General features: G+C 40.2%; 18 protein-coding genes. 14 read left to right on the forward strand and 4 right to left on the reverse strand.

What is annotated here, in order from left to right; translation table 11 throughout:
• Nucleotides 1–42: 42 nt before the first annotated feature.
• The 7 genes from thrS (at nt 43) to U0R10_RS03650 (ending at nt 6,245) form a co-directional block, all read left to right on the forward strand.
• Nucleotides 43–1,983 carry a threonine--tRNA ligase gene (gene thrS / locus U0R10_RS03620; RefSeq protein WP_377982558.1) on the forward strand — a complete coding sequence of 647 codons (1,941 nt, stop codon included), beginning with the start codon at nt 43–45 and terminating at the stop codon, nt 1,981–1,983.
• A gap of 98 nt (nt 1,984–2,081) precedes the next feature.
• A complete protein-coding gene (gene infC, locus U0R10_RS03625; protein WP_377982560.1) occupies nt 2,082–2,642 on the forward strand; it encodes a translation initiation factor IF-3 in 561 nt (186 codons plus the stop codon).
• 77 nt (nt 2,643–2,719) lie between these two features.
• Nucleotides 2,720–2,914 carry a 50S ribosomal protein L35 gene (rpmI, locus tag U0R10_RS03630; protein ID WP_377982562.1) on the forward strand — a complete coding sequence of 65 codons (195 nt, stop codon included), beginning with the start codon at nt 2,720–2,722 and terminating at the stop codon, nt 2,912–2,914.
• Between the two features lie 81 nt (nt 2,915–2,995).
• On the forward strand, nt 2,996–3,340 hold the full coding sequence (gene rplT, locus U0R10_RS03635; protein ID WP_377982564.1) for a 50S ribosomal protein L20: 345 nt from the start codon (nt 2,996–2,998) through the stop codon (nt 3,338–3,340).
• Nucleotides 3,341–3,412: 72 nt separating this feature from the next.
• Nucleotides 3,413–4,519, forward strand: a complete 1,107-nt coding sequence (locus U0R10_RS03640) for a cysteine desulfurase family protein (protein WP_377982565.1) — start codon at nt 3,413–3,415, stop codon at nt 4,517–4,519.
• Between the two features lie 2 nt (nt 4,520–4,521).
• On the forward strand, nt 4,522–5,493 hold the full coding sequence (locus U0R10_RS03645; RefSeq protein ID WP_377982567.1) for an XdhC family protein: 972 nt from the start codon (nt 4,522–4,524) through the stop codon (nt 5,491–5,493).
• On the forward strand, nt 5,490–6,245 hold the full coding sequence (locus U0R10_RS03650) for a DUF3050 domain-containing protein (protein ID WP_377982569.1): 756 nt from the start codon (nt 5,490–5,492) through the stop codon (nt 6,243–6,245). Before U0R10_RS03645 ends, U0R10_RS03650 begins: the two co-directional genes overlap by 4 nt.
• 86 nt (nt 6,246–6,331) lie before the next feature.
• Here the strand turns inward: U0R10_RS03650 and dnaK are convergent, their stop codons facing one another.
• From dnaK to pgmB, 3 genes are all read right to left on the reverse strand, one after another.
• Nucleotides 6,332–8,218: a molecular chaperone DnaK gene (gene dnaK / locus U0R10_RS03655; RefSeq protein ID WP_377982571.1), complete on the reverse strand. Its 1,887-nt coding sequence runs from the start codon at nt 8,216–8,218 to the stop codon at nt 6,332–6,334.
• Between the two features lie 244 nt (nt 8,219–8,462).
• A complete protein-coding gene (locus U0R10_RS03660; RefSeq protein ID WP_377982572.1) occupies nt 8,463–10,763 on the reverse strand; it encodes a family 65 glycosyl hydrolase domain-containing protein in 2,301 nt (766 codons plus the stop codon).
• A 78-nt stretch (nt 10,764–10,841) separates the two neighbouring features.
• Nucleotides 10,842–11,489, reverse strand: coding sequence for a beta-phosphoglucomutase (pgmB, locus tag U0R10_RS03665; protein ID WP_377982573.1), 648 nt, complete (start codon nt 11,487–11,489; stop codon nt 10,842–10,844).
• Nucleotides 11,490–11,524: 35 nt separating this feature from the next.
• Here pgmB and U0R10_RS03670 point away from each other — a divergent pair, with 35 nt between their 5' ends.
• The 7 genes from U0R10_RS03670 to U0R10_RS03700 are packed head-to-tail and all read left to right on the forward strand — an operon-like array spanning nt 11,525 to nt 19,692.
• The gene (locus U0R10_RS03670; RefSeq protein ID WP_377982575.1) at nt 11,525–13,387 is read left to right on the forward strand and encodes an alpha-amylase family glycosyl hydrolase; all 1,863 of its coding nucleotides are present in this window, start codon (nt 11,525–11,527) and stop codon (nt 13,385–13,387) included.
• A gap of 3 nt (nt 13,388–13,390) precedes the next feature.
• Nucleotides 13,391–14,713 carry an MFS transporter gene (locus U0R10_RS03675; RefSeq protein ID WP_377982577.1) on the forward strand — a complete coding sequence of 441 codons (1,323 nt, stop codon included), beginning with the start codon at nt 13,391–13,393 and terminating at the stop codon, nt 14,711–14,713.
• Nucleotides 14,695–15,471 carry an N-acetylmuramoyl-L-alanine amidase-like domain-containing protein gene (locus U0R10_RS03680; RefSeq protein WP_377982579.1) on the forward strand — a complete coding sequence of 259 codons (777 nt, stop codon included), beginning with the start codon at nt 14,695–14,697 and terminating at the stop codon, nt 15,469–15,471. The genes U0R10_RS03675 and U0R10_RS03680 overlap by 19 nt, the downstream gene beginning before the upstream one ends.
• A complete protein-coding gene (locus U0R10_RS03685) occupies nt 15,468–16,598 on the forward strand; it encodes a MalY/PatB family protein (RefSeq protein WP_377982581.1) in 1,131 nt (376 codons plus the stop codon). Before U0R10_RS03680 ends, U0R10_RS03685 begins: the two co-directional genes overlap by 4 nt.
• On the forward strand, nt 16,585–17,232 hold the full coding sequence (locus U0R10_RS03690; RefSeq protein ID WP_377982583.1) for a hypothetical protein: 648 nt from the start codon (nt 16,585–16,587) through the stop codon (nt 17,230–17,232). The genes U0R10_RS03685 and U0R10_RS03690 overlap by 14 nt, the downstream gene beginning before the upstream one ends.
• Nucleotides 17,225–18,940, forward strand: coding sequence for an IlvD/Edd family dehydratase (locus U0R10_RS03695; protein ID WP_377982584.1), 1,716 nt, complete (start codon nt 17,225–17,227; stop codon nt 18,938–18,940). Before U0R10_RS03690 ends, U0R10_RS03695 begins: the two co-directional genes overlap by 8 nt.
• Complete coding sequence (locus U0R10_RS03700) at nt 18,940–19,692, forward strand: SDR family NAD(P)-dependent oxidoreductase (RefSeq protein ID WP_377982586.1); 753 nt, start codon at nt 18,940–18,942, stop codon at nt 19,690–19,692. Before U0R10_RS03695 ends, U0R10_RS03700 begins: the two co-directional genes overlap by 1 nt.
• Here the strand turns inward: U0R10_RS03700 and U0R10_RS03705 are convergent.
• Nucleotides 19,689–20,747: a dipeptidase gene (locus U0R10_RS03705; RefSeq protein ID WP_377982588.1), complete on the reverse strand. Its 1,059-nt coding sequence runs from the start codon at nt 20,745–20,747 to the stop codon at nt 19,689–19,691. The genes U0R10_RS03700 and U0R10_RS03705 overlap by 4 nt on opposite strands.

Raw genomic sequence — 20,747 nt, forward strand, 5'->3', positions numbered from 1 at the left:
TAAGATTGCCGCTAAATTTGTACCTTTGCAAAAATTTTTTCTATGATTAAGATATCTTTTCCTGACGGTCAGGTTCGTGAGTTTGAACAAGGAATCACTCCTATGGATGTGGCATTGTCCATATCTGAAGGATTAGCCCGCAATGTATTAGCTGCTAAAATTGATGGTGATGTCGTGGATGCTGATACAGCAATTACCCATGATGTGGCTTTACAATTGTTGACCTGGAATGATACAGAAGGGAAAAAGACGTTTTGGCATTCATCAGCACACTTAATGGCTGAGGCAATTGAGGCAATTTATCCGGGGACGAAATTCGGTATTGGACCAGCGATTGAGAATGGTTTTTATTATGATATTGATTTAGGGGATCAGGAATTTGGTTCGGATGACTTTAAGGCGATTGAGGATAAGATGGTGGAGTTAGCGCGTCAGAAAAGTAGCTATGCGCGCAAATCGGTGGCTAAATCGGATGCCATTGCTTATTTCAAAGAAAAGAATGATGAATATAAATTAGAGTTGCTTGAGGGTTTAGAGGATGGTAAAATCACTTTTTATACCCAGGGTAACTTTACAGATTTATGTCGAGGTCCGCACATTCCGTCGACTGGATTTATTAAGTCTGTAAAGTTATTAAGCGTTGCTGGGGCGTATTGGCGTGGAGACGAAAAGCGTAAGCAGATGACGCGTATTTATGCCATTACGTTTCCTAAGGCAAAGGAATTGGAAGAGTATTTATTCTTATTGGAGGAAGCGAAGCGTAGGGATCATCGGAAATTAGGTAAAGAATTAGAGTTATTCGCATTTTCGGAGAAAGTGGGCATGGGATTGCCATTGTGGTTACCTAAAGGAACTATTTTACGTGAGCGTTTGGAGAATTTCTTGAAACGTGCACAAGTTCGCGCGGGCTACTCCCCTGTCGTAACCCCACATATTGGAAGTAAAGAATTATATGTGACTTCAGGTCACTATGCCAAATACGGTAAGGATTCGTTTCAAGCAATTCATACGCCTGATGAGGGTGAAGAGTATTTGTTGAAGCCAATGAACTGTCCGCATCACTGCGAGATATATAAAACGAAGCCACGTTCGTACAAGGATTTGCCTTTGCGTTTAGCTGAGTTTGGTACGGTTTATCGCTATGAGCAGTCGGGTGAATTACATGGATTAACACGTGTGCGTGGATTTACGCAAGATGATGCCCACATATTTTGTCGGCCTGATCAAGTAGAAGAAGAGTTCATGAAGGTAATTGACCTGGTACTATATGTATTTAAGGCCTTGGGATTCACGGAATATTCTGCTCAAGTTTCCTTGCGCGATCGTGAGAATCGGGAGAAATACATTGGAAATGATGAGGATTGGGATCGTGCAGAAAATGCGATTATTCGTTCAGCCAAAGATAAAGGATTGCCTACTGTGGTAGAATATGGAGAAGCCGCATTTTACGGTCCTAAATTAGACTTTATGGTGCGTGATGCGCTGGGTCGTAAATGGCAGCTCGGAACGATTCAGGTAGATTATCAATTGCCGCAGCGTTTCGAATTGGAATTTACGGGATCGGATAATTTGAAACACCGTCCCGTGATGATTCACCGGGCACCTTTTGGCTCATTAGAGCGATTTATTGCAATTTTGATTGAGAATACGGCGGGTAATTTCCCATTATGGTTATCGCCAGATCAGTTAGCAGTCTTGCCTATTTCGGAGAAGTATGAAGATTATGCCAATGAAATCTATTTGCGTCTTCAAGAAGCAGATTTACGTGGTTATGTAGATCATCGGAATGAAAAGATGGGACGTAAGATTCGCGATGCAGAAGTTGGAAAAGTGCCATTTATGATCATTGTGGGTGAAAAAGAGCAAGCAGATGGTATGGTGAGCATTCGCAAAAAAGGTGAAGGAGATTTAGGTATGATGTCCTTGGATGCGTTTATGGCATTGGCTGGTGAGGAAATAAACCAACAGTCGTATTCCAACTAGAATAATTGATAATTTAAGCCCTTGAGTGTCATTTGTTTGCAATTATGGGGTTTTTAAATTAGCTTCGAAGTGATTTTTATTTTAACAAATTATAATTTATGGCTTTACGCCCCAACAACAATTACAGAGGAAATAAAAGAGAAGAAGAACCTTACCGCATAAATCAGTTGATTCGTGGTGTTGAAGAGGTTCGATTAGTGGGTGAGAATATCGAGATTGGTGTTTATCCGTTCGCGAAGGCTTTAGAGATCGCAGAATCTCAAAATTTAGATTTGGTTGAAATATCACCTAAAGCTGTCCCTCCTGTTTGTAAAGTAATTGATTATGCGAAATTCAAGTATGATCAAAAGAAAAAGCAGAAGGAGATTAAGGCTAATGCCACTAAAACAGTCATCAAGGAAATCCGTTTCGGTCCGAATACAGATGAGCATGATTTTAACTTCAAGTTAAAGCATGCGGTTAACTTCCTAAAAGAAGGTGCTAAAGTGAAGGCATACGTACATTTCGTAGGTCGTACCATCGTTTTTAAAGAGCGCGGTGAAATGTTGTTATTGAATTTTGCCAAAGGTCTAGAGGATATTGGCAAGCCTGACGATATGCCGAAGTTAGAAGGAAAACGGATGAGTATTATTTTTTCCCCAAAAGCAGCAAAGAAATAATTTTTAATATGCGTGGAATGTAGAGGTAATTTTATTACTTTTGCGTTCCAATTTTTACATGTCTAATCAATTAAAGAATGCCAAAAATTAAAACCAACTCTGGAGCGAAGAAGCGTTTCAAAGTAACGGGAACTGGTAAGATTAAGCGTAAACACGCTTTTCACAGCCATATCCTTACTAAAAAAACAACGAAACAAAAGCGTAATTTAGTTCACGCTACTTTAGTTTCACCAGCTGATATGGATCGCGTTAGCTTAATGCTAGGTCTATAATCAACTAAATCAGTTATTGTTAAACCAGAAAGTAGGCTAAAGTAATCGAGAGATTCGCCTCATTTCAAAAAACAAAAAATTATGCCAAGAAGTGTCAATCACGTAGCCTCAAGAGCTAGAAGAAAGAAAATCCTTAAGTTAGCGAAAGGATTCTATGGTCGCGGTAAAAACGTTTGGACTGTAGCCAAAAACAAAGTAGAGAAAGGTTTGCAATATGCATACCGCGATCGTAAAGTTAAGAAAAGAGATTTTCGCGGACTTTGGATCCAACGTATCAATGCAGCTGTTCGCACTGAAGGAATGTCTTATTCTGCGTTCATGGGCAAATACAATAAATCTGGAATGACTTTAAATCGTAAAGTTTTAGCTGACTTAGCGATGAATCACCCAGAAGCATTCAAAGCAGTCGTTAAGAAATTAGCGTAAGCCAAATGAAAAGTCCCGATTTATTCGGGACTTTTTTTTTATCCCTTATCTTTGTTGCCTAATCTGGTAACGTTGCAAAAGCCCATCTATTTTGATTATGCCGCGACCACCCCTGTTCATCCAGCGGTGCTTAACGATATGCTCCCCTATTTTACGGAGGATTTCGGTAATGCAGGTTCTAATCAGCATTATTATGGTTGGGTAGCCGAAGAAGCAATTCAAAAGTCGCGCGCATCCATCGCGAAGTATTTCAATTTACCTGCATCAAGTATTTTATTTACCTCTGGAGCGACTGAATCCAACAATTTAGGTATTCAAGGTTTTTTGTCTGGGAGAAAGCCGGGTCATATGATTACGTCTACCTTGGAGCACAAGGCGGTTTTGGCGGTATGCCAACACATGGAGTCGCTCGGTTGGTCAGTTACTTATGTAACTCCCAATGAAGCCGGTATAATCGATGTAGAGGACGTCAAGGCTGCGATACAATCCGATACCGTTTTAATTTCACTTATGCTTGTGAATAATGAGCTGGGCACGATTACAGATTATGAAGCAATACGCGCATTAGCGGATGCTCATCAACTTATTTTTCATGCAGATGCTACCCAGGCTATTGGAAAAATAGACCTTCAAGGCAAGGATTTGCCTCATTTGATGAGTGTATCAGGACATAAAGTTTATGGGCCGAAAGGTATAGGTGCGTTAATCGTCCAACCGGGAGTTCAGATTCAACCATTGGTATTCGGTGGTGACCAAGAACGGGGAATGCGTAGTGGTACATTGGCCGTCCCACAAATCGTAGGTTTAGCAGCATCCTTTCAACTGATTCCTGAACTCTTGTCTCATGCACAAACATTAGCGGAGTACAAATCACGTATAGAGAAAGCTATTCCCGCGCACTGGAAATTGAATGTATCGCGTGCATCTACTGTTCCTCATATACTCAGCATTTCGTTACCTGAAACAGACTGGGAAACCTTGTTTCAAAGTATTCCCAATGTAGCCATCTCGAATGGTGCCGCGTGTAATGCCAAAACGCATTTACCGTCACATGTGTTAAAATCGATTGGATTGTCTGATGCAGAAGCTTTAGCCACTTTGCGGATCTCCATGGGATTAGGTACGACCTCACAAGATGTTGATTTTCTGATTTCCTATTTACATGAAAAGTTGAATTGAATATGAAAGAGTTAATTCAAATTCTTGGCCAATTAAAGCGCTTATTAAACTCAGGAGAATCATTTGCGTTAGCTACCGTGGTTTTTGTGGAAGGTTCGGCTTATCGCCGACCAGGTGCTCGGATGCTCATTGACGAAAATGGAAATTGGTGGGGCGGAATTAGTGGCGGCTGTCTAGAAGGTGATTTGTTGAAGAAAGCGCAATTGGCGATGCGCCAACAAACCATTAAGAATATTACGTATGATACCCGTGAGGATGATCCATTTCAGTTGGGCATCGGATTAGGCTGTCAGGGATTAATTGAAATTATTATTGATCCTATTCGAGCACACGTAGAACAAGTTGCTGAGCAATTACATATTTGTTTAGATTCAGGACTGGCACATACGCTACAGAGTACGTGGGAAGGTTCAAACTTTTCCATTCAAGCAGTAGCAGATACAAGTGGATCATTTACGCAGGAAGGAAATAAACAGATCTTTGTTGAACAAATTCCGGCCAATACACGCATTTGGATTGTTGGCAATCAATTTGACGCCATCAGTTTAATCCAACTATGTCAGCAATTGGCATGGGAGGTTCACTGGGTTGGCAATAAACTAAAAATGAATCCAAGCGTTCGTGATTCAGTCCAGGCATGTTACGATTGGAACGATGATTTACTCGTACGAAATACGGACTGCCTTGTGCTGATGTCACATGATTTTGATCGGGATGTTGAATTTTTAAGCAACCAGTATGCGGTAGATAAGTGGTCTTATGTAGGTATTTTAGGTCCGAATAAACGAATGGATCGAATCTTAAAACAAATTCCAACGCTTCAAGTTAATTTATTGTCAAGTCCAATTGGATTAGATATTGGCGCAGAAGGTCCTGATGAAATTGCGATTTCGATCGTATCTGAGATTTTAGCAGTAAAAAATGGTCGAAATGGCCAATCATTAAAACATAAAAAAGGTAGTATACATTTATGAATTCCCTAGTAGCACTTAAAAAGGCGATTGAGCCGCACCAACAAGCTTTATTAACACATTCAATCAATAGTTACATTCAGTCTCCTACTGAACTAGCCAATTTCATGCAGCATCATGTGTTTGCGGTTTGGGACTTTATGTCTTTGGTCAAGAAACTTCAAAAAGAACTAACCTCGGTTGATCAGCCTTGGGTACCTAAGGGAACTCCTGAAGTCCGTTTTTTGATTAATGAAATTGTCTTGGGCGAAGAGTCGGATGTAGACCAACATGGTCAATACACGAGTCATTTTGAATTATATGTTCGCGCGATGCGTGAATTAGGTATAGATGTTTTACCAGCTTTAAAGGAATTGACTAAGTGTCAATCTATTACGGATGTCCTAGCCTTATTGCCTTCACTAGATATTCCTAATTCTGTACGTGACTTTCTAACGTTTACCTTCGAATCGATACAAAATAGACCCATTGAGGAAGTGGCTGCCATTTTTACCTTTGGTCGGGAAGATTTGATTCCAGGTATGTTCCAACTCATTGTGGACCAATTAAAACAAGATGCACCGGCTAAAATTGAAACCTTGGTTTATTATTTAGAGCGTCATATCGAAGTGGATGGAGACCATCATAGCCAATTAGCCTATCGTATGATGGAGGAATTATGTGGTGATGATACTGATAAATGGGCTAGAGCCACACAGGCCGCCATTGAGTCTTTACAAGTGCGGAAGCGTTTGTGGGATGGAATTGTTAAATAGAGGTGAGAGGTAAGAAGTAAGAGGTATTTGACATAAAAAAAGCCCGATCTGTGTAGGATCGGGCTTTTGATTTTAGCGAAGGTGGTTTATTTAACCTCTTCGAAGGCAACATCTTCAGCGCCACCATCAGCGGCAGTATCTGTAGGTTGTGCTCCTTCTCCTCCTTCTGTTGCACCTGCAGCGTACATTTCTTGCGAAGCTGCCGTCCAAGCGGTATTTAATTTCTCTAATCCAGCATCGATACCCGCTAAATCTTGAGAAGCGTGTGCCACTCTCAATTCTGCCAAAGCACCTTCGATTGCTGTTTTATTTCCTTCCGATAATTTCTCACCGTATTCCTTCAATTGCTTGTCAGATTGGAAAATCAACGCATCTGCTTGATTGATTTTTTCTACTTTTTCTTTTTCTAATTTATCCGATGCTTCGTTCGCTTTCGCCTCGTTACGCATTTTCTCGATATCCTCATCTGTCAAACCACTAGATGCTTCGATACGGATTTTTTGCTCTTTACCAGTTCCTTTATCTTTGGCAGAAACGTTAAGGATACCATTCGCATCGATATCAAATGTAACTTCGATTTGAGGTACACCACGTTGTGCTGGTGGCAAACCATCTAAGTGGAAACGGCCTAATGAACGGTTATCTTTCGCCATCGGACGCTCACCTTGTAACACGTTAAGTTCTACGGATGGTTGGTTATCCGCAGCCGTCGAGAATGTCTCAGATTTCTTCGTAGGAATTGTTGTGTTCGATTCAATCAATTTCGTGAATACACCACCCATTGTTTCGATTCCCAATGATAGTGGAGTAACGTCAAGTAATAAAACGTCCTTCACCTCTCCTGTTAATACACCACCTTGAATCGCAGCACCAATCGCAACAACCTCATCTGGATTAACTCCTTTAGAAGGTTTCTTGCCAAAGAATTTCTCTACTTCTTCTTGAATACGCGGAATACGAGTCGATCCACCTACTAAGATTACTTCATCTATATCAGCATTTGTATAACCAGCATTTTTCATTGCTCGTTTACAAGGCTCTAAGGTACGTTGGATTAAACTATCTGCTAATTGCTCAAATTTCGCTTTGGATAATGAACGAACTAAGTGTTTTGGAATACCGTCAACTGGCATGATGTATGGCAGGTTGATTTCAGTAGATGCACTTGAACTCAATTCGATTTTAGCTTTTTCTGCAGCTTCTTTCAAACGCTGAAGAGCCATTGGATCTTTACGCAAATCGATGTTTTCATCCGAAATAAATTCTTCCGCTAACCAGTTGATAATTACCTGATCAAAGTCATCACCACCTAAATGTGTATCACCATCAGTTGATTTAACTTCAAATACACCATCACCTAATTCTAACACAGACACGTCAAAAGTACCGCCACCTAAGTCAAATACGGCAATTTTCATATCCTTACCACCTTTGTCTACGCCATAAGCTAATGCAGCAGCTGTAGGCTCATTGATGATACGTTTTACCTCTAAACCAGCGATTTGGCCAGCTTCTTTTGTTGCTTGACGTTCTGCATCATTAAAATAGGCAGGAACCGTAATGACAGCTTCCGTAACAGTTTGACCTAAATAGTCCTCTGCTGTTTGCTTCATCTTTGTTAAAATTTGAGCTGAAATTTCTTGAGGTGTATACAAACGATCACCAATACGCACGCGAGGCGTGTCGTTATTTCCTTGCTCAACTTGATATGAGATTGTTTTTAACTCTGAACTTACTTCTGAATATTTTTTACCCATGAAACGCTTCACAGATGAAATCGTATTCTGAGGATTTGTAATGGCTTGTCTTTTGGCAGGATCACCCACTTTACGTTCTCCATTTTCTAAAAATGCTACAATGGAGGGTGTCGTTCTTCTACCTTCTGAATTAGCGATAACAACAGCCTCATTCCCTTCCATAACCGCCACACATGAGTTGGTGGTACCTAAGTCAATTCCAATAATTTTTCCCATGATTATTTAATTTAATTTTCACCCTTTTACACAAGGATAATGCCACCCTATTCAAACATGACACTTTATGCCAAATTGTCACAAATCAAGATTAATTCCTCTAAATCGTCATTTAGGTCGCCTTTATGGTAACTTTTAAGGCTTTAAAACATGTAAATTTTGTCAACATTTTCTTATTTTGTTTGGATAGCAGTATTGACTTAGTTTTAATCAAAAGGCCAAGAAGAAATTCTTGGCCTTTTAGTTAGATAACTTTTGTACTTTCTCCAGGTATCGTATACGAACTACCTTTGACCATTAGTGTGATTGGATTAGCTGATAAGTTGGTAATTTCAACTCCTTTATTCAGTATCCGAATCGCTAGTTGGTTTGATCTAAAATTGATCTTAAATGCATATTCTTCCCATTGACTTGGAAGGAATGGATTAAAACTTAACTGGTTATTCACCAGCATCATGCCACCAAATCCTTTCACAATGGACATCCAGGTACCTGCCATACTGGTGATGTGGCAACCATCTTCTGTGTCATTGTTGTAATCATCTAAATCTAATCGAGCAGCACGGGTATAGAATTCATACGATTTGTCTTCTTTACCCAATTTTGCAGCTAGAATATTGTGCACACATGGACTCAATGATGACTCATGAACAGTTAAAGGTTCATAGAAATTGTAATTACGCTCAATTTCTTCTTTGCTGAAATCAGTCTCAAAGAAATACATGCCTTGCAATACATCAGCTTGCTTAATGTAGCAAGAACGTAGAATGCGATCCCACGACCAGTTTTGATTGATTGGTCTTTGACCAGATGGAATAGCATCTACAGGTGCAATTACTTTATCCAAGAATCCATCTTGCTGTAAGAATATCCCCTTTTGTTCATTACGCGGGAAGTACATGTTTTGAATGATATGTTCAAATTGAGCAATTTCCTCGTGCCTGAAATTTGTTTTGGCTAGTTTCTCTTGGGCGGCTTCTGGGAAATTTGATTTGATTTCCTGCAATACAGCCAATGTATATTTCAAGCACCAAACAGCGAAATAGTTTGTGTACCAATTGTTGTTTACGTTGTTCTCATATTCATTGGGACCCGTTACGCCTAACATCACATATTTTTGTTGGTTCTCTGACCAGTTCACGCGCTGTGCCCAAAAACGTGAAATGCCGATTAATACTTCCCAACCATAGTCAACTAAATGCTTACGGTCGTTTGTGTAATCTACATAATCCTTAATTGCGTAAGCGATAGCCCCATTTCGGTGAATTTCTTCAAATGTGATTTCCCACTCATTATGGCATTCCTCACCATTCATCGTAACCATCGGATATAAGGCCGCTCCTTGATTAAAACCAAGTTTTCCTGCGTTTTCGATCGCGCGATCTAATTGTTTCCAACGGTAGATTAATAGATTTTTGGATACATTTTGGGGTGCTGTAGCTAAATAGAACGGAATACAATAAGCTTCTGTGTCCCAATAGGTGGATCCACCATATTTTTCACCTGTAAATCCTTTTGGGCCAATATTTAAGCGATCATCTGCTCCTGTATATGTTTGATTCAACTGGAATATGTTAAATCGGATGCCTTGTTGGGCCGACACGTCTCCTTTTATAATCACATCATTAATCGCCCATTTCGCTTCCCAAGCTTCGGCTTGTTCTTTTTTCATGGTATCGAATCCTTTGGTGCAAATGCGGTTTAGGTAGTCAATTCCACGAGATTCTAAGGTTGCAGCTGGGTGATTTTCAGAACTTAAGTTGACAGCAAATTTGGTAATGCTTAATTTTTCACCTTGTGCTGTTGGCACTAAATAGCTTAACGAACTATACTTTTCTTTCGTTTCAGTCTTTGCGTTAATTGCTTGCTTTTGTCCATTGACAGCTAATTCAATTTTCTGACCTGTGAAAACTTCGAATCCTGTTTTCTTCGTTTTGGACCAAACGAATGAAGTATGATCACTCGCACCTACTTTTACTTCATCCCAAAATTTTTCATCGTAGTTCGAATCCTTATTTTTTATATCACCGTCAACGAATGCTTTGATTGAGATTGTGGCTGAAAAATTAAGTGGGATTATTTGATACGAAATAACACCTGATTCATCATCAGCCATGCTATTTAATCGAATGGATTCAATTGATATTGATTTTCCTGAAGCTAATGTAATGTCACATTGGCGTAAAATGAATCCTTCTTTCATGTTTAATTCACGGTAGAAGGAATTTATTGTACTCGTGTGTAGATCTACTAGTTCTCCGTCAATGGTAATTTCTAGGCCATTCCAATTGGCGGCATTAAGTACTTTAGCGAAATATTCGGGATACCCATTTTTCCACCAACCTACGCGTGTTTTGTCCGGATAATAGACACCGGCTACGTAATTACCTTGAAGTGTTTTCCCTGTGTATGTTTCTTCAAAAGAACCGCGCTGGCCCATGCGGCCGTTTCCTAGTGAAAAGATTGATTCTGTTATTTCGTTGAACTCAGGATTAAACTTGTCTTCGATGATTTTCCATTCATCGAGTTTTAAATATTGTTTCATGTAAACTCAGGGTTATTAGGTAATCCGTGCAAAATTAAACGAATGTCGCTTTTTGTAAATTCTGTGCTAGTGTGTTTCTTAAAATTGTAATAATTCGGATGCTTGAATGCCTACAAAATTGGGAATTACTTTGTCGGCCTGACGCAACATCTCCACATCTCCTATTCCAATAGCACGCATATTTCCAGCTTTGGCAGCTTCTACGCCGGCTTGTGCATCTTCGAAAACGATGCATTCGGTAGGTAAGATACCTAAACCACTTGCTCCTTTTAAGAATACCTCAGGATCTGGTTTACTCTTCGTGACCTTATTTCCGTCAATGATTAAATCAAACCATTCAATAAGACCCGTTTTGGATAAAATGATTTCAGCATTCTTGCTGGCGGAACCTAATGCGATTTTATAGCCTGCTTGTTTGATTTGATTTAAGAAATCCAATACACCAGGTAATATTTCACTTGGATTCATATTCGAAATTAAGTCCAAGTAATTTTCATTCTTTTCAATTAACCAAGTTGATTTTTGATCCTCTGTGGCGGAATAATTTGCCCAAGTTAAAATTCGGTTCAATGACTCAACGCGTGATACGCCCTTCAATAGTTCATTTTGCTCTTCTGTTAACGCATAGCCAAACTTAGTACCTAAGTTTTTCCACGCTTGAAAATGATAAATGGCTGTGTCAACTAATACGCCATCTAAATCAAATAGGCATGCCTTGTAAGTCATTTTGGGTGATATTTTATGAAAATCTGTTTATTTGAATGTTCAAAATTATTACATTTACTTATGCCAAGAAAGCTATTTCTGCTGTGCTAGGCTGTTTATTTTACGATATGCTACGATTTACCCGTTTTTTATTTTTGTTTTTGGCCTGCTTTGGCCTATCGCCTAATTTGAATTCCCAATCTACTATGCCTAACGCTACGAATTCCTCCTCTAAATTTATTGTGTATCAAATGATGTTTCACCTGTGGGGGAATACTAATACAAATTTGGTACGTAATGGGTCGGCCCAACAAAATGGAGTGACTAAATTCAAGAATGTTTCTACGAAAGCATTAAAGGCGCTTAAAGCAAAAGGTATTACGCATGTGTATGCCACGGGTTTGATTGAACATGCCACCATGGAGGATTTGACAGCATTTGGTTCGCCCTTAGATCATCCATCTGTTGTGAAAGGTCGGGCAGGTTCCCCTTTCGCCATCAAGGATTACTATGATGTGAATCCATTTTTAGCCGAGAACCCTGCGAAACGTATGGATGAATTCAAGGGTATGTTGGCCCGCTTCCATGAAACCGGCATCAAACTAGTCATTGATTTTGTGCCAAATCACTTGGCAAGGCAATATCATTCCGATCAAAAGCCTGCGGGTATTGAGGATTTTGGTACGCGTGATAACAATCAAGTTTCATTTGCAGCCAACAATAATTTCTATTATTTGCCAGGAACTCAATTTTCAGTGCCAGAGGGCGTTCATCCTCCAGTACAAGTAACGATTCCTTACACGGAAATCCCAGCTAAGGTTTCCGGAAATAATGTATTTAATTCACAGCCTTCGATTAACGATTGGTTTGAAACAGTGAAGTTAAATTATGGGGTAGATTTCCAGCATGGAAATACAACGCATTTTGACCCTATTCCCGATACATGGGTAAAAATGGTTCAAGTTTTGAATTATTGGGCAGATTTAGGTGTAGATGGATTTCGATGTGATATGGCGGAGATGGTGCCCGTTGAGTTTTGGTCTTATGCGATTCCGAAGATTAAAAACAAACATAAACAAGTGGTTTTCATCGCTGAGATTTATCAACCCAACTTATACAAAGACTATATTTTTAAAGGGGGATTCGATTATTTATATGATAAAGTGGGTTTATACGATGGGATTCGTCGCTTGATGCAAGAAAAGCCAGAAGCAACAACAGCGGACATAACGCGGGTTTGGCAAAATGAATCAGGTGATTTTGCGAAACACATGCTAAGGTTTTTGGAAAATCATGATGAACATCGCTTGAATACACCTGCGTTTGCAGCGAATAATTTTTGGTCAACTATCCCTGGAATGGTTGTGACTTCAACCTTACATGATGGTCCATTAATGATTTACATGGGTCAAGAATTTGGTGAAAAAGCGAATGAGATTGAAGGATATAATGAAGCAGATGATCGAAGTTCAATGTTTGATTTCTGGCGTGTGGAGACGCATCAGCGTTGGATGAACGGAGGGAAATTTGATGGTGGCTTATTGAGTTCGGCGGAGAAGGAGATTGATCAATTTTACAAACAGTTATTTAAGCTGGTACATACTTCGGATGCAATACAGCAGGGCGCTTTTTTTGATTTACAATATGCGCAGGATGCTGGGTATGATGCCAAACATGTGTATTCATATTTACGCTATACTGCCAAAGAAAAATTGTTAATCGTGACAAATTTTGATGCAAAGCAAGGGCATGAGTTTACGATTCAATTACCTCAATTAGCGCTAGATATGATGCAGGTAAAATCAGCCAAATTAGCCAAAAACACCTATTTTACACCGCCGAGTACCTCGGATGCGCCTCGATTAACAGGAAACAAGATTTATATTCCGGCGAATAGCTCGTTGATATTTAATTTATAAACCATGAAAAAATTAACAAAACCACGCTTATCCTTAGGTCAGATTTTTAATATGAGTGTTGGCTTTTTAGGCATTCAATTTGGCTTTGCTTTACAAAACGGAAATGCCTCTCGGATCTTACAAAGTTTTGGCGCGGATGTCGAACAATTATCATGGTTTTGGTTGGCCGCTCCGCTAACGGGTATGTTGATTCAACCAATCATTGGTTTTTACTCGGATCGTACCTGGAATGGCTTGGGACGTCGTAAACCTTTCTTTCTTACGGGTGCCATTCTGGCGGCCTCTGCGCTTTTATTTTTTCCGCATGCAGGTGCTTTAGCGGGATATCTGCCTCCTATGATTGTGGGAGCAGGTATTTTGATGATGATGGATGCTTCATTTAATGTGGCTATGGAACCTTTCCGGGCTTTAGTAGCGGATAATTTACCAGAGGAACAAAATACACTTGGTTTCTCGATTCAGACATTTTTAATTGGAATTGGTGCCGTTGTAGGTTCATGGTTACCTTATATTTTAGGCGAATGGATGGGCGTTGCGAAATTGGCAGAGCCAGGTCAAATTCCAGATAATGTGCGTTTCTCATTTTACGTAGGTGCTTTTGTCTTCATAGCTGCCATTATTTGGACGATTGTAGGTACGAAGGAATATTCTCCTGAGGAGCGTGAGGCTATGGGTTTTGAGTCGGAAGGAAAAGAGGATACCCTCGTTTCTGTATTTCGGTATATAAAGGAAATGCCCACGACCATGCGTCAGTTGGGTGTAGTTCAGTTTTTCTCTTGGTTTGGTTTGTTTTCGATGTGGGTTTTTTCAACTCCTGCCATTGCACATCATGTGTATGGATTGGAATTAAATGATCATCAGTCTGCTGGATATCAGGATGCGGCCAACTGGGTAGGTATTATTTTCGGGGTTTACAGTGGGGTGTCGGCTATTTATGCTGCCTTTTTGCCTCGTATTGCCGCTTTCTTAGGGAATAAAGCTACCCATGCTTTTTCGTTAACTGCTGGTGGCATTGGTTTGATCTCAATCTATTTTATTCAAGATCCTCAAATGCTGATTTTAAGTATGGTGGGTGTGGGTATGGCGTGGGCAAGTATCTTAGCGATGCCCTATGCTTTGTTGGCCGGTTCGATTCCCATGTCAAAAATGGGTGTATACATGGGGATTTTCAATTTCTTTATCACGGTTCCACAGATTGTCAATGGCATCATTGGAGGTTCTATTGTGAAGTATTTTTATAATGGAAATGCGATCTATGCGATTGTTATGGCAGGTGTATTTTTTATCGCGGGCGCAATCAGTGTATTATGGATTCGCGAAAAATAGTCCTCTTTTTTCTTTGTAGTTTTTATTCAGCTTTGGGTCAAGTCACTCCTGCTTTACGTTTGGCTATTCAAGAAACCCGAAGTAATCATGATTTGACTCGAATAGGTTTACAGTTTCTAGGTAAGCCTTATCGAGCTAATGCCTTGTCTGGTTCCAATCCTGAAGAACTCGTTGCTGATTTAACATCCTTTGATTGTGTGACATTTATTGAAAATTCGTTGGCCTTAGCACATGCTGCTGGCGATGAGTCTGTATATCGAAAATCTTTGGTGCATTTTCGCTACGCAGGTGATTCTGTTCAATACGAAAAACGATACCATTACTTTTCGGATGCCATGCGGCAACTGGGTTATCCTTTGCTAGGTACACGTGATATGCTTCAGAAATTACCTAAATCATTTTCATTTTTAAGTAATTACTTAGCTTCTAAGCAGCCAGGACAAATCAATCTTACTTTGCTTCGTTCAAGAGAAACTCAATTGGCTCATAACGATTTTTATTATACGCCTAATGCCTTAATTGATCGTTTATTGCCTTTATTAAAATCTGGAGATTTGGTGGGATTAGTTTCTAAAAATCCTGCGATTGATTTTTTGCATACCGGTATGATCTATCGAAAAGACGGAAAAGTATATCTGCTGCATGCATCACAGGAATATAAACGTGTGATGGTCAGTCAACAGACCTTAGGTGAATACTTGAAAACGCACAGACAATTTATTGGTGTTTCGGCATTTAGACCTATTTTTAAGGAATGAAAAAATACAACTTTGATCAGGTCATTGATCGTACCCATACAAGTAGTTTTAAATGGGATAATGTAACCTACCCTGCTTCGGGGATGTTACCTATGCCAGTAGCTGATATGGATTTTCCCGTCGCGGATGAAATTTTAGCTACGTTAAATCGAATCACTGATCATGCCGTTTTGGGTTATGCGATTGTCCCAGAATCCCTTAAAGTGGCGATGCAAGCTAAAATCAGACAGGATTACGGTTGGGATACCTCATTAGACTGGCAAGTTTGGATACCGGGTATCGTTCCTGGCATTGCTGCTGCTTGTGCGGCGTTTACGACTCCTGAGGATGGAATATTAACTGCCGTTCCGGTATATCATCCATTTCATTTAGTGGCTGGCTGGGTCGATCGACCTTTAATCACGTTTCCTATGGTTCAAGAGGGGAATCGCTGGACCTATGATTTCGAAGCGTTTGAAATAGCACTAAAAAAAGGGCCCAAAGTATTTCTGTTTTGTAACCCACATAATCCAGGGGGTACGGTATTTAATGCGCATGAAATTGAGCGGATTCGTACCTTATGTGCCCAATATGATTGCCTGATTGTCTCTGATGAAATTCATGCTGATTTGCAGATTAGTTCACAAACTAAACATCTATGTATCGCCAGTGATATTAATTTCTTTGCGACTTCTAAGGCATATAACACAGCTGGTTTAGGTGGTGCTGTTGCAATTATCCCTGATAAAAATATTCGCGATGCGTTTACTAAAAAGACCTTTGGCTTTTTTCCTATGCTTACACGGCATAGTATTGAGGTGATGGAGACCTCATTAACGATGTCATCAGATTGGATGGAATCACTGCTGCCCTATTTGCGGACTAATCATGACTTACTTTTAGCATCAGTCAATAGTCTTCCTGGTTTGACTATGTTGCCCTTAGAAGCAACTTATTTAGCTTGGATCGGCTACGATGCAAAACTACATGGTGATTTTCAGAAGCGTTTATTCGATGCTGGATTGCATGTGTTGCGGGGAGAACAATTTAAAGGAGGAGATTTTATTCGTTTAAACTTTGCTTGTCCGCGTGTGCAGTTAGAAAAAGCCATTTCAATTATTCAACAAGTTGTACATGCGCATGCTTAAAAGCCTACTTTTTCTTGGTCTTTTAGCAGCATTAGGGTTTCTCTTTTGGTATATCGCTGCGCATGATCAGCAGTCAAGCGCCGAGGTAAGTCTCGAAGATAATTTAATGGCCAGTGGCTTTGCTGATTCATTAAGGCAGCAATCTCTACCAGATTCCAGCGCAACATTCGCTGCGGAGCCCACTGTCATTAATGCGTTTATTGAAGATTTTGAAGCCAAGGTAGATTCGAATGTTTTTCAAGTTTATAAGAGTAGCCAACTGATATTTTCGAAAAAGTTGGCATGGCCAGCGAAGCAAATTTTAGCTTCGGATTTAAATGGAAATCAGTTGCCTGAATTTTGGATTTATGGTCAAAATGCAAGTAAAAGAACTCAAATTTTGGCTTTTGAATATGGTTCAGGACATGTACGTGAGATTTCTTTCCCAACTTTAAAGGGCCGACAAGCCTTTGGGTATGTAGGTGGAGATTCGCTGTATTTTGAAAAGAATAGTTTAGTACGATTAGTAAAGTATGCAAATGATCCTTATGCGGATTTTGGTAATGGATATCGGGCATGCTTTTATTCCTTTGGCAAAGACCAAAGTTTTATTTTGAAAAAGACCTTAGACCTAGAAAACATAACTTATGAGTAATTCGAAATTGCGTTCCCAACAATGGTTTGGAAAAACTGGAAAAGATGGCTTTATCTACCGTGCTTGGATGAAAAACCAAGGAATACCTGATGATTATTTTCAAGGGAAGCCGGTAATTGGTATTTGTAATACGTGGTCTGAATTGACTCCATGTAATGCACATTTTAGAGAATTAGCTGAGTTTGTTAAGAAAGGAGTTATTGAGGCAGGCGGATTTCCAGTGGAATTTCCGGTTATGTCATTGGGTGAAACGTTGATTAAGCCCACTGCCATGTTGTATCGCAATTTGGCAAGTATGGACGTAGAAGAGTCTATTCGCGCAAACCCAGTGGATGGTGTTGTGCTGATGTGTGGTTGTGATAAAACGACTCCTTCCCTTGTGATGGGTGCATCTAGTGTCGATTTACCTACATTGGTGATCTCAGGTGGACCAATGATGAAAGGTAAATTTAAAGGCAAGGAAATCGGAACATCGGATGTGTGGCGTTTTGCTGAAGCCTATAAACTAGGTGAATTATCTCAAAAGGAATTTATTGAAGCGGAAGCTTGTATGGCACGTACTCCCGGACATTGTGCGGTGATGGGTACGGCTTCTACGATGGCTACAATGGTGGAAGCTTTGGGTTTGAGTTTACCTCAGAATGCGGCAATTCCTGCAGCTGACGTACGTCGTAAGGTATTGGCGCAGCATTCTGGTCGGCGAATTGTCGAGATGGTCAACGAGGATTTAAAGATGTCCAAGGTATTAACGCGTCAAGCTTTTGAAAATGCGATTCGCGTAAATGCAGCCACAGGTGGTTCGACTAATTTCGTCATTCACTTATTAGCGATTGCTGGGCGTATTGGTGTTGATTTACACTTAGATGATTTTGATAAGTTCTCTTTAAACATTCCTTTATTGGCTAATATTCAGCCTTCTGGGGAGCATTTCATGGAAGATTTGTATTACGCGGGTGGTTTGCCGGCGTTAATGAATCAAATGAAGGAACATTTGCATACCTCAAGCATTACGGTTAATGGCAAGACCATTGGTGAAAATATTACGGATACGCCTATTTATGACCCTACGATTATTTCGTCATTTGCAGAACCATTCAAACCAGATTCTGGAATTGCCGTTGTACGTGGAAATTTAGCGCCTCAAGGTGCTGTGTTGAAACCTTCTGCTGCTTCTCCTGAATTGTTCAAGCATCGTGGAAAAGCGGTTGTTTTTGAAAATATTGAGGATTATCACGCACGAATTGATTTACCAGACTTGGATATCGATGAATCTTCGGTGATGGTTTTAAAAAATGTAGGGTTGAAAGGTTACCCTGGGATGGCAGAAGTGGGCAATATGGGTATTCCGAAAAAGCTTTTGGAAAAAGGTGTCAAAGATATGGTGCGTATTTCTGACGGGCGTATGAGTGGTACGGGTTTTGGGACAGTTGTCCTACATGTTTCCCCTGAATCTGCGGCTGGAGGACCTTTGAATTGGGTTCAAAATGGTGATTACATTTCTTTAGATGTGGAAAATCGGTCGATCAATTGGGAAGTTTCTGCGGAAGAATTAGCTGCACGAAAGTTAGCTCAACCGTTAGTGCCTCCTACCCATCCGCGTGGTTATGTAAGTTTATTCATTGATCATATTGAACAACCTGATAAAGGTGCGGATTTTGACTTTTTAAAGGGTGGTTCAGGGTCAGTTGTCACGCGAGATTCACATTAATGAAATTATACGTCATCACAGGTGCTGGGCAAGGAATCGGATTTGAGTTAGTAAAACAACTCTTATCGAATGGTCATTATGTTGTTTGGAATGAAATAGATTCAAACGTCATGGCTGCTACAACCCAGCATTTGAATGATTTAGGATTACATAATCATGTGTGTATTCATGCGGATGCAAGTTCAGAAGAGTTTCTAATCGAATTAAATCACGTGTTAGATCAATCTACACATGAATTAGCTGGTGTCGTATGTAATGCTGGAATTACCACGTTTGGTGATTTTTGGTCATACCAGCGTGCTTCCATGGAACAAATCTTACAAGTGAATCTGGTGGGTACTTTTTTTCTCATTCAATCTCTTGCGCAACATTTTCGTAAAAAGCAGATTGCGGGTTCTATTGTGGTGATGTCATCTGTTACGGGTCATCAAGCTCACCCAGATTTAGCTGCCTATGGCATGACGAAAGCCGCTTTAAATCAGTTGGTGAAGAATTTAGTGATCGATTTATCGCCTTTCCAAATTCGGATTAATTCGGTTTCACCGGGAGCAACGATTACCGAACGTACCTTGAAGAATGCTGAATATCAATCAGATTGGACGGAAATTACCCCTTTAGGAAAGGCGGCTGAGGTTTCTGACATTGCTGCTGCCACCCTATTTTTCTTATCAGATCAAGCCAAACATATTACCGGCCAAACCTTAATCGTGGATGGCGGTTGGACTTCCATCAGTCCTGCACCGAAACATTAAGCCCACGCTTTTTCTAAAAAATTCAACCAGTTTTGGTGGCAGATTTTTTTGATATCATCTTCCGAAAAACCTCGCTTAGACAATAAATCGGGAATTTTTTGCAAGTCGGCAATCGTCTCTAAATCATGCGGACATTGTTCCTTGCCAAATCCTCCATCTAAATCAGTACCCATTCCCACATGATTTGTGTTTCCTGCCAAATCACAAATATGGCTTAAATGGTCAATCATGGTGTTTAATGTCACTCCCATAGATTTTGGGGTTGATTTTCCGCGTTCCCAATTGGGTACCATCATCCAAGCGTCCAATGGCATTCCAATGACCGCTCCCCGACGAATCAATTCCTTGAATTGAGCATCTGAGAATTGACGGTTATGATCTACCAGGGCCCGACAATTATGATGACTCGCCCACACATGGCCGTCAAAGTGTTCCATCGCTTCGTCAAAACTATCATCACATAAGTGCGTGGCATCTAGAATAATGTTCAATTCCTGCATTTTTTGCAGTAATTCACGCCCTTTTGGACCCATACCTCCGGTTGCATTTGTTCCTTGTGCATATCTACCGGGTCCGTAATGTGCTGGCCCTAAGGCTCGTAACCCTGCTTCATGAGCGATTTCCAAATATTCTAAAGACACGATTGAATCCGCCCCTTCTAAACTTAGGATATATCCAATGGTATGTTGATCGGTTGGCCACGTCGCTAATTGCGTATATAATTCAGGAAGATTCCGGATCGGACGCAGATCATTACTGCGCTCTAATGCTTTGTAATATGCTAATTGGCCTTGTGTTTGTGCCCAAGCTTGTTCGGGTGAATGCCATCCAGGTAGTGAAGAGTTGCGGTCGACAAACCTTGCAATTTGTGTGGCCACAATTAATCCGATGTTGCCTTTGCGTAATTCTTCTAATGATACAGTGGCTAATCCTCTGTCTGGTTTATCACTTAAATGTCTTTCGCGGTCATTGATTTCTTGAATGGAGGATCGTAAATCTCGATTCCATTCTAAAGCATTCATGCTTAAATCTAGATGTGCGTCAACTATAAACAT

Source organism: Aquirufa avitistagni (assembly GCF_042715545.1).
GTDB classification, from domain to species: domain Bacteria; phylum Bacteroidota; class Bacteroidia; order Cytophagales; family Spirosomataceae; genus Aquirufa; species Aquirufa avitistagni.

Excerpts from the sequence above, each read along its gene's own strand:
- infC (WP_377982560.1), top strand. The coding sequence starts at position 2,082 with ATGGCTTTACGCCCCAACAACAATTACAGAGGAAATAAAAGAGAAGAA.
- U0R10_RS03670 (WP_377982575.1), top strand. The coding sequence starts at position 11,525 with ATGTTCAAAATTATTACATTTACTTATGCCAAGAAAGCTATTTCTGCT.
- dnaK (WP_377982571.1), bottom strand. The coding sequence starts at position 8,218 with ATGGGAAAAATTATTGGAATTGACTTAGGTACCACCAACTCATGTGTG.
- U0R10_RS03690 (WP_377982583.1), top strand. The coding sequence starts at position 16,585 with ATGCGCATGCTTAAAAGCCTACTTTTTCTTGGTCTTTTAGCAGCATTA.
- U0R10_RS03695 (WP_377982584.1), top strand. The coding sequence starts at position 17,225 with ATGAGTAATTCGAAATTGCGTTCCCAACAATGGTTTGGAAAAACTGGA.
- U0R10_RS03675 (WP_377982577.1), top strand. The coding sequence starts at position 13,391 with ATGAAAAAATTAACAAAACCACGCTTATCCTTAGGTCAGATTTTTAAT.
- U0R10_RS03705 (WP_377982588.1), bottom strand. The coding sequence starts at position 20,747 with ATGTTTATAGTTGACGCACATCTAGATTTAAGCATGAATGCTTTAGAA.
- U0R10_RS03680 (WP_377982579.1), top strand. The coding sequence starts at position 14,695 with ATGGATTCGCGAAAAATAGTCCTCTTTTTTCTTTGTAGTTTTTATTCA.
- U0R10_RS03660 (WP_377982572.1), bottom strand. The coding sequence starts at position 10,763 with ATGAAACAATATTTAAAACTCGATGAATGGAAAATCATCGAAGACAAG.
- U0R10_RS03645 (WP_377982567.1), top strand. The coding sequence starts at position 4,522 with ATGAAAGAGTTAATTCAAATTCTTGGCCAATTAAAGCGCTTATTAAAC.
- thrS (WP_377982558.1), top strand. The coding sequence starts at position 43 with ATGATTAAGATATCTTTTCCTGACGGTCAGGTTCGTGAGTTTGAACAA.
- pgmB (WP_377982573.1), bottom strand. The coding sequence starts at position 11,489 with ATGACTTACAAGGCATGCCTATTTGATTTAGATGGCGTATTAGTTGAC.
- U0R10_RS03650 (WP_377982569.1), top strand. The coding sequence starts at position 5,490 with ATGAATTCCCTAGTAGCACTTAAAAAGGCGATTGAGCCGCACCAACAA.
- rpmI (WP_377982562.1), top strand. The coding sequence starts at position 2,720 with ATGCCAAAAATTAAAACCAACTCTGGAGCGAAGAAGCGTTTCAAAGTA.
- U0R10_RS03700 (WP_377982586.1), top strand. The coding sequence starts at position 18,940 with ATGAAATTATACGTCATCACAGGTGCTGGGCAAGGAATCGGATTTGAG.
- U0R10_RS03685 (WP_377982581.1), top strand. The coding sequence starts at position 15,468 with ATGAAAAAATACAACTTTGATCAGGTCATTGATCGTACCCATACAAGT.
- rplT (WP_377982564.1), top strand. The coding sequence starts at position 2,996 with ATGCCAAGAAGTGTCAATCACGTAGCCTCAAGAGCTAGAAGAAAGAAA.